We start from the raw sequence: 11101 nt of genomic DNA, 5'->3' as shown, positions 1-11101 counted from the left end.
ACTCTTTCCTCCTCCGTGCCTCCGCTGCCATGGCTAAGGCAGAGCACCGCGGTTCGACAAGCTGATTGTGCATTGCGGCATAAGAATTCGCGTGCACAAGCGAACACATGCTATGCGGGGCACGCCATCAGCGAGCGGAGACGGCATGAGGGAAAAACGGGATTCGGCGGCCACTCCCTGGTGGCGGGGTGCCGCGATCTACCAGATCTATCCGCGCAGCTTCCAGGACACCAACGGCGATGGCATCGGCGATCTGCGCGGGATCACCGAACGGCTTCCCTATGTCGCCGACCTTGGCGTCGATGCGATCTGGATTTCGCCGTTCTACACCTCGCCGATGCGCGATTTCGGCTACGACGTGGCCGACTATTGCGACATCGATCCGATCTTCGGCACGTTGGCCGATTTCGATGCGCTGATCGGCAGAGCGCACGAGCTGGGCCTCAAGGTCATCGTCGACCAGGTTTATGCCCATACCTCCGACCTGCATCCCTGGTTCGCCGCGAGCCGGGCACAGCGCGAGGGGCCGCAGGCGGACTGGTACGTCTGGGCCGATCCCAAGCCCGACGGTACGCCGCCCAACAACTGGCAGTCGGTCTTCGGCGGTCCGGCCTGGACCTGGGACGCTCGCCGGCGCCAGTACTACATGCACACTTTCCTCAAGGAGCAGCCGCAGCTCAACGTGCATAACCCGGAGGTGCAGGACGCGCTGCTCGGCGTGGCGCGGTTCTGGCTCAAGCGCGGCGTCGACGGTTTTCGGCTCGATGCGCTCAACCATTCGATGCACGATCTCAAGCTGCGCAACAATCCGGCGGCGCCCGATACCGGCCGGATCAGGACGCGGCCGTTCGACTTTCAGATCAAGCGTTACAGCCAGTCGCATCCGGGCGTCATCGCCTTCATCGAGCGCATTCGCGCGGTCTGCGACGAATACGGCGCGATCCATACGGTCGCCGAAGTCGGCGGCGACAAGGCGATCGCCGAGATGCAGGCCTACACGCGGGGCGAGTATCGGCTGAACAGCGCCTATGGTTTCGACCTGCTCTATGCGCCCGAGCTTACGCCCGAAGTGATGGTCGATGCCCTGGCGCGCTGGTCGCGGGGCGGGGGCTGGCCAAGCTGGGCTTTCGAGAACCACGACGCGCCGCGCGCCGTATCGCGCTGGTGTGCGCCCTCCGATATGGCGCCCTTCGCGCGGATGAAGATGGCGCTGCTGGCGGCGCTCAGGGGCAACATCATCGTCTATCAGGGCGAGGAACTGGGGCTAGAGCAGGACGTGATTCCGTTCGAATTGCTGCAGGATCCAGAAGCCATCGCCAACTGGCCGTTGACCCTGTCGCGCGACGGCGTGCGCACGCCGATGCCCTGGCGCGACCAAGCGCAGGGCGGATTCACCACGGGGGTGCCCTGGCTGCCGTTCTCGTCAAGGAACCTCGCCCGCGCGGCCGAGCTTCAGCAAGACGACGAGACATCGCAACTCGCCGTCACGCGCCAGCTTCTCGCCTTGCGCAAGACTCACCCCGCTTTGCGCCTTGGCACGTTGGAAAAGAGTGCAGCGGACGGCGCCTTGCTTGCCTTCGATCGCGTGGCCAGGCGCTCCCGCATCCGCTGCCTGTTCAATCTCTCTCCGAAACCGATCGCATTGCCTGCGGACCTTGCCGGCAACCCGATCTTGTCGATCAACGGCGCCACGCTCACCCAGATGCCCGGCTACGGCGCGCTCTATGTTGCCGCTTGAACACAATATCGCGTGGGCGTGGGCAAAGAAAATGAACTCGGCTCGCAAAAGCGCGCCGCGCCTGCTAGGCCAGCGTTTCGGCCGGCGCGCCAATCGCTTGATTGGCGGTTCCTGCGGCCGCTGAGGGGTCAGTGAACTGATGGCGACAAGGCAAACGGCGCTGCGTACAGGGAAAAACGAAACGGCTGCGACGAAGCCGAAACCGGCCCGGCGCGGCGGGCGTGCCAAGGCCGAAGGCGCGCCGGCGGTGGATCGCCGCGAGTTAATCCTTGCCGCCGCGACGCGCCGCTTTGCCGAATTCGGGTTCGAGGCCACGACCGTGCGCCAGATCGCCGACGACGTGCACATTCTTTCGGGCAGCCTCTACCACCACTTCGCCACCAAGGAGGAAATCCTCGAGGAGATCGTCCGCGACGCGGTGGTGACCTCGCGCGACGACGCCCAGCGCATCGCTGCGATGCCGATGGATGCCGAACAGCGCTTCGTCGCCCTGCTGATGATGGAACTGCACCGGTTGACCTCGAACCAGGAGGTCTATGCCATCGTTTTCAACGAGCGGAAGTTCTTCCGCCGCAGCGACTATTTCCACTACATCGTCCAGGCCAAGAAGGCCTCCTACGATGCATGGAGTTCGGTCCTGTCCGACGGGGTGAGGGACGGTCTGTTCCATCCCGAACTCGACATCTACCTGACGATCTCGACCGTCATCCGCATGCTCAATGCCGGCGCCGACTGGTTCAAGAACGAAGACGGCTCCGCGATCGACGCGATTGCCCATTATTCGCTCGACAAGCTGCTCGATTTTTATCTCGGCTTCGTCCTGCGCGCGATCCGGGCGCCCGAGCGGGCAGGCCTGCAGATCCCGCGACCCGCCATCGACTTGTGACCGCGGAGCCGGTCCCGCCGAGCTATCGCGGGCCGGAGGCCTTGGACCGCATTGCGTTGATAGCGACGAGTTTCGAGCGGTTGCTCGGCCGTTCGCTGGTTGCGCCAGGCGATGATGTGGTTACCGCGCTGTGGAATGCGCCCGATGCGGTGGTGGCGCACGGCATCGAAGCCGATCCGATTTTCTTCTTCGGCAACCGGGCAGCCTTGGCTGCCTTCGAGACCGACGTGGTCAGCTTCACCGCGCTGCCCTCGCGGCTGTCGGCCGAAGCGCCGCAGCGCGAGGAGCGCCAGATGCTGCTCGACCGCGTATCCCAGGACGGCTTCATCGACGACTATGCCGGGCTGCGGATCTCGGCGACCGGTCGCCGCTTCCGGATCGAGCAGGCGATCGTCTGGAACCTGATCGATGCCGAGGGCATCAGGCAGGGACAAGCTGCGACTTTCACGGTGTAGTGCGATGCCGGTCGAACCCGATCCCCGAGTTCTCGCCGCGATTTTCGACGCCGTTTCGAGTCACACGGGAGCCCGCCCGATGGTCCTCGGAATCTGCGGGGCACAGGGCAGCGGCAAGTCCACACTCGCACGGGCGGTCGAGGAGGCCGCGTGCGCCAAGGGGATTCCCGCGGCCACGCTGTCGCTCGACGACCTTTACCTGACGCGGGCGGAGCGCGACGAGCTGGCGCGTTCGGTGCATCCGCTGCTGCGGACCAGAGGCGTCCCCGGAACCCACGACGTCGGGATCGGGCTGGCCGTATTAGACGCGCTCGGATGCGGCGAAGCGGTGCGATTGCCGCGCTTCGACAAGGCGAGCGACGATCGTTTCCCGCCAAGCCGCTGGTCTCGCGCGCCCGAGGGGAACCAACTGCTCATCATGGAAGGCTGGTGCCTCGGCGCCCGTCCACAGGATAGGGATGCTCTGCGTGAGCCGATCAATGTCCTCGAGGGTCAGGATGATCCCGAAGGCATATGGCGACGCTATGCCAACGACGCTCTGGCCGGTGTTTACCAGACGCTGTTCGCACGGATCGACGTATTGGTCCTGCTCGCTGCGCCCAGCTTCGACGTCGTATTCGACTGGCGGCTGCAACAGGAGCAGGAACTGCGCGAACGCGTTGGGCCCGATGCACCCGGACTGATGAGCGCTACCGGCGTCGCGCGCTTCGTCGAGCACTACGAGCGGCTGACCCGTCATATACTCGCCGAGATGCCGCCGCGCGCCGATATTCTCGTCAGTCTTGCGGAAGACCGGAGCCCGCTGGAGATCAGAGTTTCGGCTGCGTCGCGTTGATCAGCATCGCCCACATCGACCAGATGCCGACAACCGCGGTGCACTCCACAGCGCCCTTCTCGCCGTAGCGGGCAACGACGCGGGCGAAGAGGCCCTCGGGCACATCGCCGCTGACCACGGCCACGGCATATTCGATGACGAGGCGCTGCTCGTCGTCGAACAGCGGGCTGGTCTTCCAGAAGGGCAGGGCGGCGAGTTGTTCCATGCGCAGGCCGACCGCTTCCCAGGCGCGGTAGCGCGACTGCGCCGAATAGTCGGACTTGAAATGCAGATTCACCGTCTGGATCGCCAACTCGCGCAGATCGGCGCGCTGGCACCACCCGAGCTGGAGCGCGGCGAAACCGCTCAACTTGGACAGGTGCAAGGCCAGGCCGGGATTGAGCGCGGCTATAGCGACGCCTGAATGGGCACTGTCGATCTCCGGGTTCTCGACTCCGGGAAACATATGCGCGAACAGCGCAGCCAGATCCTCGCGAGTCTTGTCGTCGGGCATGCCCGGATAGTCGCTGGGCTTGTTAACGGCGGTGACGCGGGACATCGGTGCTCTCCTGGGATCTATGGAGTTGCAATCGCTTGCGCTCCGGGAGATGTCAAAGCACGATCCGCAGCGAGAAAGCTCCAACCGTGGGGCCGGCTGCGACCATGAGGGGAATGCGGCGGTGAGCAAGTTGGATTTCGTGGCAGCGGCCTTCGACCACGCCAACCTTGCCAGCGAGCTGGAATTCCTGGCCGTCGCCTTCGGCCTCGCCAACACCGGTCTGCTCATCCGCAAGAGCGTGCTCAATTTCCCCTTCGGGATCGCCATGGTCACTCTCTACGCGGCGATCTTCTTCGAGACGCGGCTCTACAGCGAGGCCCTGCTGCAGGTGTTCTTCTTCTGCGTGCAGGTGTTCGGCTGGTGGAAATGGCAACGCGCGATCGAGGAGGAAGGCGAAGTGATCGTCGAATGGTCGTCGCCCCGGGTGATGATCCGGTGCATTGCGTTGACGGCTATCCTGTCGCTGCTGCTGGGCTGGGTCATGGCGACCTTCACCAACGCCGCCGCGCCCTATCCCGATGCCACCGTGGCCGCCGCCAGCGTGGTCGCGCAGTTCCTGCTGTCGTACCGGCGGATCGAGAACTGGATCTACTGGATCGCGATCGATGTGCTGTCGATCATCCTCTACGTATGGCGCGGGCTGAACCTCACCGCCGGGCTGTACATCGTCCTGCTGATCATGTCGGTGATCGGCCTCGGCGCCTGGCTGAGCAGCCGGCGCGCAATCCGCGTATGAGCCGGGTCAAGGTCGTCACGCTCCACGGTATCGAAAGCACCGGCAAGTCTACTCTGGCCGAACAGCTCGCGCGCGAACTGGGCACGATCTGGGTGCCCGAATATGGCCGTGAATATTGCCTCGAACATGGGACCGACTGCACGCCGGAGGATCTCCAGGCGATCGCTGCTGGCCACCACGAGCGGATCGAGGCCGCGAAGCCTCTGAGCGGCTCCGTGCTGATCAGCGACACCGACTGGCTGATGACTCGCGCTTGGCATCGGATGATGATCGGCACCGAAATGGCCGGCCCGGCCTATCCGCTTGCCGACCTCTACCTGCTGCTCGCGCCCGACGTGCCCTGGATCGACGACGGCCTGCGGCTCCATGCCGAGATCGAGCAACGCCGCCACTTCGCCGAACTGTCGCGCGCGGAGCTGATGGCGGCAGGGGTGCGGTGGGTCGAGATCGCGGGCGATTGGGATGAGCGCCGCAGCGCCGCCCTCGCAGCCATCGCTGTCTTGTAAGGAGCCGGGAGATGATCGAACCGTTCCGCATCGATATCCCGCAGGATGTGCTCGACGATCTTAGCCAACGACTCGCCCGCACGCGCTGGACGGCGGACTTTGCCAACGACCAGTGGACCTACGGCGCCGAGGCCGCTTACATCCGCGAACTCGCCGAATACTGGCGCGACAGCTATGATTGGCGCGCGCGCGAGGCGATGATGAACGCCTTCCCGCAGTTCCGCGCCACGATCGACGATGTTCCGGTCCACTTCATCCATGTGCGCGGGAAGGGGCCGAACCCTACGCCGCTGATCCTCAACCATGGCTGGCCCTGGACCTTCTGGGACTTCCACAAGGTCATCGGCCCGCTCAGCGATCCCGCGGCGCATGGCGGCGATCCGGCCGATGCCTTCGACGTGATCGTGCCATCGCTGCCCGGCTATGGCTTCTCGACGCCCTTGACCAAGACCGGGGTCAACTTCTGGACCACGGCCGATCTATGGACCGAGCTGATGACGCGGCTAGGCTACGATCGCTTCGCCACCCAGGGCGGGGACTGGGGCGCCTTCATCTCGGCGCAGCTCGGGCACAAGCATGCCGACCGGGTGATCGGCGTCCATCTCCACACGCCGGCCGCGCTCGATTTCATGACCGCGATGCGCCCGCCCGATCCCGCCGACTTCGAGCCGGGCGAGGCCGAACTGCTCGCCAAGAGCGCGCATATGATGGCGGAGGAGGTCGGCTATTTCATGCTGCAGCGGTCGAAGCCACAGACGCCGGCGGTGGGCCTAAACGACTCCCCTGCCGGGCTACTGGCCTGGATCGTCGAGAAGCGCCGGAGCTGGGCCGATACGCATGGCGACGTCGAAAGCCGTTTCACCAAGGACGAGCTGATCGACACGGTCATGCTCTACTGGGTGACCGAAAGCTATCACACTTCGGCGCGCTACTACTACGAGGCGGCGCACAATCCCTGGCGGCCTTCGCACGATCGCATGCCGGTGGTGGAAGCGCCCGTCGGCATTCCGATCCTGCCGGCCGAGCTGACCGTGCCGACGCGCCGGTGGGCCGAGTGCTACTACAACCTCAAGCGCTGGACAGTGCTGCCCGAAGGCGGCCACTTCGCGCCGATGGAAGTGCCCGAGCTGCTAGTCGCCGATATCCGGGCCTTCTTCCGCGAGCTTCGCTAGTCAGACCGCGATGTAGTTGACGATCACCGATTTGGCGTCGGCCGGATCGATCATGCCGAGGCCGAGGCAGAAGACCTTGCCGTTCTCTCGCCAGACCAGGTCGACCGCGTCGCCCTGCTGGCGCAGCGACCAGTCGTGCGGCCCCCAGGTGCGGCCATTCACTTCGCGCGAGCTGAGTACGAACTGGCCGGAGAAACCGTTGCGCGTGTTGCCGACGGCGATGTCGGTGCCGGGCTGGTCGGGCGATGTCTTCGAGATGTAGGTTCCGCCGATCGTGCGCTGATCGCGGATCGTGTACTTGACCACGCCGTGGGGCTCGACCTCGCCGGACCACCAGCTGATCATCAGCGACCGGGGATCGTCGGGATCGGCCAGTCCATAGCCTTGCGCGACGCGGCGGCCGGCGCCGTGGAGTTCCAGCGCGAAGGCGTGTGCGCCGGCGCGGGCGACGTCGAGCTCGATCTCCGCGTCACCGCTGAGCGCAGCCAACCGGTAGCGTCCCGGAAATACGATGTCCTGACCCTCGCTGCGGAACCCGACACGCCGGACACCGCGCCCGGCACCTGGAAGAATGTCGATGAGATAGTAGAGATCGACGACGCTCGGCTGATCGGCACGGATCGTGCATTTGCCCACGGCCAAGCCGCGCCCCTCGATCCGGGGTTCTCTCTCCGTCATTTCTAATCTTTTCTATTTTTTCCGTGGCAGCGCGAAGGCCATGATTGCCGCTGCCTGCGGTCCGGGCAAGCCATAATGCCCGCCCGACGCGATAACGACATATTGGCGGCCATTGCTGGCCACGTAGGTCATCGGCGTTGCCGCTGCGACGGCCGGCAGCTTGGCGCTCCACAGCTCCTTGCCCGTGGCCGTGTCGTAAGCGCGCAGGCGCCGGTCCTGCGCGGCACCGATGAAGGTCAGCCCGCCGGCGGTCACCACCGAGCCGCCCATGTTGGGCACGCCCATGCGGATCGGCAGCAGGCTCGGGATGTTGAACGGACCGGCCTCGGCCGAAGTGCCGAAGCTCTTGCTCCACACCGGCTTGCGCGTCTTGAGGTCGAAGGCGTTGATCGTGCCATAGGGCGGGCGCTGGCAGGGCACACCGAGCGGCGACATGAAGGTGGTCTGGGCGAAAACGTAAGGCGTGCCAGCTTGCTCGAACACGGCCGTACCCTCCTTGCCGCCGAAATTCGTGCCAGCCTTGGCGCGCGGCACGAGCTTGCCGAAATTTGCAAAGCGTAGCGTGTTGACCACCATGAGCCCACGCTGCGGATCGATCGAGACAGAGCCCCAGTTGATGCCGCCGGCAGTGCCCGGATACATGATCGTGTCGCGCGTGGTGACCGGGGTGAACTGGCCCTTGTACTCGGCCTGGCGGAAGCGGAGGCGGCACCAGAGCTGGTCGAGCGGGGTAATACCCCACATATCGCGCTCGGTAAGGTCCGGGCCGGAGAGCGAGGGGAAGCCGGTGGTGTAGGGCTGCGTCGGCGCGGTGCGCTCGCCGGGGACGCCGCCTTGCGGAACGGGGCGTTCCTCGACCCGATCGATGGGCCGACCGGTGCGGCGGTCGAGCACGAAAATGTTGCCGGTCTTGGTTGGGACCAGGAGGGCAGGCAGGCCGCCCGGCAGGTCGGTGATGACCGGCTGCGCGGCAAGGTCGTAGTCCCACAGGTCGTGGTGCACGGTCTGGAACGACCAGCGCAACTTGCCGGTCGCGACGTCGATCGCGGCGATCGAGGTTGTGAAGGCGTCGAGCGCCTTGGGCCGCATGCCGCCGAAGTAGTCGGGCGGGCTGTTGCCCAGCGGCACGAAGATGAGGCCGAGTGCCGGATCGCCGCTCATCGGTCCCCAGGCGTTGGGCGTGGCGCGGGCGTAGGTATCGTCGGGTTTGGCGCCGTCGGGCATGTCCGCATTCCAGGCCCAGCGCAGTGCGCCGGTCTCGGCATCGTATCCGCGCACCACACCCGAGGGGGCATCGAGCGAGGCGAGGTCCGAGACGGTCTGCCCGACCACGATCACGCCGCCCACGATCGGCGGCGGTGAGGAGGGAACGGCCTCGACCTTGCGGCGCGATTGCGGCAGTTGGCCGGCCATGCCGGCGTGGAGATCGACCGCGCCGCCCTGGCCGAACGAAGGGCAGAGCTTGCCGGTATCGGCATCGACCGCGCGCAGATAGCCGTCGGGTGCCGCGAAGACGATGCGCCGCTGGCATTCGGCGAGCGGCTTCGGCGCTTCGTAGAGCGAGACGCCGCGGCATTTCGCGCCGAACACGCGGTCGGTCTCGGCCTTTTCCACGTCGGGCGCCGAATAGCGCCAGATCTGCTTGCCGCTCTGCTGATCGAGCGCGGCGACGACGCCGGACTTCAGGCAGAGGTAGAGCCGGCCATGCGCCGCAAGCGGCGTGACCTCGAAATTCGGATAGAGCGGGAAGGGCAGGTCCGCATCGAATCGCCAGGCGAGTTCGAGCTGCTTGACGTTGTCGGTGTTGATCTGCGTCGCCGGAACGTAGCGGCCGCCGCCCGGCGCATTGCCCCAGTTGCGCCATTCGGTCGGTGTGCTCGTGCCTGTGGCGTAGTCCTTGGCCCATTTCATGCCCTGGTATGGTTGCCGCAGCGCCAGCACGCCGGCGAGCGCGACGACGACGAAGCTTGCCAGGACCGGCAGGCCCAGCCACCACCGGCTCGGCGCACCCGCGAGCTTGCGGACCGGCAGGAGCAGAAGCAGCGTGCCGAGCACGGCGGGACCCAGCAGGCGCGGCGCCAGCGCCCAGCCATCGAGGCCGACTTCCCAGACGCTCCAGGCAAGCGTGCCCACCAGTAGCGCCGAATAGAGCTTGACCGCGATCCCCTTGCGCCGCGCAAGCGTCACCGCAGCGGAGAATACGAGCAAACCGGCCGCGAGATAGTAGAGGCTCCCGCCCTCCAGTACCAATGCCGCACCGCCGAACAGCAGGGTCAAGGCGACAGCCGCCAGAATGACGACGAAGGTCCAGATCGCAACTCGCTGCATCAGTTCGTTTCGCTTCGCAGGGGACGGAAGAAGGCGCGCAGTTCTTCGGTCAGCAAGCCAGGCTGTTCGGCGAAGGAGAAGTGCCCACCCTTGGGCAGCAGGCTCCAGCGCTGCAGGTTGGTGCCCTTGGCGGCGAGCGCGCGCGGGATCAGCATGACCTCCTTGGGGCCAATGGCATAGCCGCAGGGAACTTCGATCGCGGGCGTCCGGTCGTGCAGCGGCTTGAACGGTAGACCGCCGGCGTGGGCATGTTCCCAATAGGTCCGGAGCGAGGTCCCGATCGTCCCGGTCAGCCAATAGATCGAGGCCAGCGTGCAGAGGAAATCGCGGTCGTAGGCGGCCAGCATTTCGCCGCCGCAATCGCTCCACGCGCGCCGCCGCTCCCAGAGCCAGGCGGCGGTGCCCACTGGCGAATCCACCAGCGCATAGGCCAAGGTCTGCGGGTCGCTGCTCTGGACGGTGAAGTGGCTGACTACGGTAGGGCCGGATTCGGCCTGGCGTTCAAGCATCCACTGCTCGTCGGCGGCGAAATCGGCCGGGGCGACCTGCATCAGGTCCAGCCCCGGAAAGAACGGGATCGTTGCCAGCAGCCCGATCACGCGGTCGGGATGAGTATGCGCCATCAGGTTGGTGATCGCCGCGCCCCAGTCGCCGCCGCCTACCGCGAAGCGCTCATAACCGAGCACTTCGGTCATCAGCTTGGCGAAGAGGTCGACATGGCTGGGCACGTCGAGGCCCGTCTTCGTCAATGGCATTGAGAAGCCGTGGCCCGGAAGCGAGGGAATGATAAGATCGAAGCTGTCCGCGGGATCGCCGCCGTGCCCCACAGGATCGGTCAGCGGGCCGATCAGAGCGTGGAAGTCCATGAAGGTCCAGGGCCAGCCATGGACGAGTAACAGCGGCACGGGGTTGCTTCCCTTGCCGCGGATATGGACGAAGTGCAGCGGGACGCCGTCGATCGTGACCTTGTAGTTGGGTAGCGCGTTGATCCTGCGCTCGGTGGCGCGCCAGTCGTAGTCCTCGCGCCAGTAGCGGACCATGTCCTCGAGCCAGTGTCGCTCGACCCCATAGCGCCAGTCGTCGTTGCCGAGATCGTCAGCCCAGCGGGTGCGGGCCAGACGGGCCTTCAGGTCGGCCAGATCGGCTTCCGGAACAGCAACTGTGAATGGCTCGGGCTCACGGTCCGGCACGTCGTTCCTCCCCCTCGTTCGGGCCTGACCCTAAGCGCC

11 protein-coding genes are annotated in these 11101 nt (G+C 65.8%); 7 read left to right on the top strand and 4 right to left on the bottom strand.

The genetic code is table 11. From position 1 onward, the window contains the following. Positions 1-145: 145 nt before the first annotated feature. The 4 genes from KRR38_RS06625 to KRR38_RS06610 all read left to right on the top strand — a co-directional run bounded on the left by KRR38_RS06625 (position 146) and on the right by KRR38_RS06610 (position 3914). Entirely contained in the window at positions 146-1738 is a 1593-nt protein-coding gene (locus KRR38_RS06625; RefSeq protein ID WP_217399808.1) for an alpha-amylase family glycosyl hydrolase, read from the top strand. A 139-nt stretch (positions 1739-1877) separates the two neighbouring features. Then, entirely contained in the window at positions 1878-2624 is a 747-nt protein-coding gene (locus tag KRR38_RS06620; protein WP_217399806.1) for a TetR/AcrR family transcriptional regulator, read from the top strand. Positions 2625-2665: 41 nt separating this feature from the next. Further along, a complete protein-coding gene (locus KRR38_RS06615) occupies positions 2666-3079 on the top strand; it encodes an MEKHLA domain-containing protein (RefSeq protein WP_254514669.1) in 414 nt (137 codons plus the stop codon). 79 nt (positions 3080-3158) lie between these two features. After that, complete coding sequence (locus KRR38_RS06610; RefSeq protein WP_254514668.1) at positions 3159-3914, top strand: kinase; 756 nt, start codon at positions 3159-3161, stop codon at positions 3912-3914. Here KRR38_RS06610 and KRR38_RS06605 read toward each other — a convergent pair. Further along, entirely contained in the window at positions 3889-4452 is a 564-nt protein-coding gene (locus KRR38_RS06605; RefSeq protein ID WP_217399800.1) for a carboxymuconolactone decarboxylase family protein, read from the bottom strand. The genes KRR38_RS06610 and KRR38_RS06605 overlap by 26 nt on opposite strands. 121 nt (positions 4453-4573) lie before the next feature. Here KRR38_RS06605 and pnuC point away from each other — a divergent pair, with 121 nt between their 5' ends. The 3 genes from pnuC to KRR38_RS06590 are packed head-to-tail and all read left to right on the top strand — an operon-like array spanning position 4574 to position 6866. Continuing rightward, positions 4574-5188 carry a nicotinamide riboside transporter PnuC gene (gene pnuC, locus KRR38_RS06600; RefSeq protein ID WP_309140985.1) on the top strand — a complete coding sequence of 205 codons (615 nt, stop codon included), beginning with the start codon at positions 4574-4576 and terminating at the stop codon, positions 5186-5188. Then, a complete protein-coding gene (locus tag KRR38_RS06595; RefSeq protein WP_217399796.1) occupies positions 5185-5694 on the top strand; it encodes an AAA family ATPase in 510 nt (169 codons plus the stop codon). The genes pnuC and KRR38_RS06595 overlap by 4 nt, the downstream gene beginning before the upstream one ends. Before the next feature lie 11 nt (positions 5695-5705). Further along, the gene (locus KRR38_RS06590) at positions 5706-6866 is read left to right on the top strand and encodes an epoxide hydrolase family protein (RefSeq protein WP_217399794.1); all 1161 of its coding nucleotides are present in this window, start codon (positions 5706-5708) and stop codon (positions 6864-6866) included. Here KRR38_RS06590 and KRR38_RS06585 read toward each other — a convergent pair whose 3' ends face one another. From KRR38_RS06585 to KRR38_RS06575, 3 genes are read right to left on the bottom strand one after another with little or no spacing between them, the layout of a single operon-like run. Continuing rightward, positions 6867-7544, bottom strand: coding sequence for a hypothetical protein (locus tag KRR38_RS06585; protein WP_217399792.1), 678 nt, complete (start codon positions 7542-7544; stop codon positions 6867-6869). A 12-nt stretch (positions 7545-7556) separates the two neighbouring features. Further along, positions 7557-9872 (bottom strand): PQQ-binding-like beta-propeller repeat protein, encoded by a 2316-nt coding sequence (locus KRR38_RS06580; protein WP_217399790.1) that lies wholly within the window; start codon positions 9870-9872, stop codon positions 7557-7559. Then, on the bottom strand, positions 9872-11062 hold the full coding sequence (locus KRR38_RS06575; RefSeq protein ID WP_217399787.1) for an epoxide hydrolase family protein: 1191 nt from the start codon (positions 11060-11062) through the stop codon (positions 9872-9874). The genes KRR38_RS06580 and KRR38_RS06575 overlap by 1 nt, the downstream gene beginning before the upstream one ends. Positions 11063-11101 lie beyond the last annotated feature (39 nt).

Source organism: Novosphingobium sp. G106 (assembly GCF_019075875.1).
In the GTDB taxonomy this organism is placed as follows: Bacteria; Pseudomonadota; Alphaproteobacteria; order Sphingomonadales; family Sphingomonadaceae; genus Novosphingobium.
The sequence above is the reverse complement of the archived record's forward strand: the minus strand, read 5'-3'. Positions and strand labels throughout refer to the sequence as shown.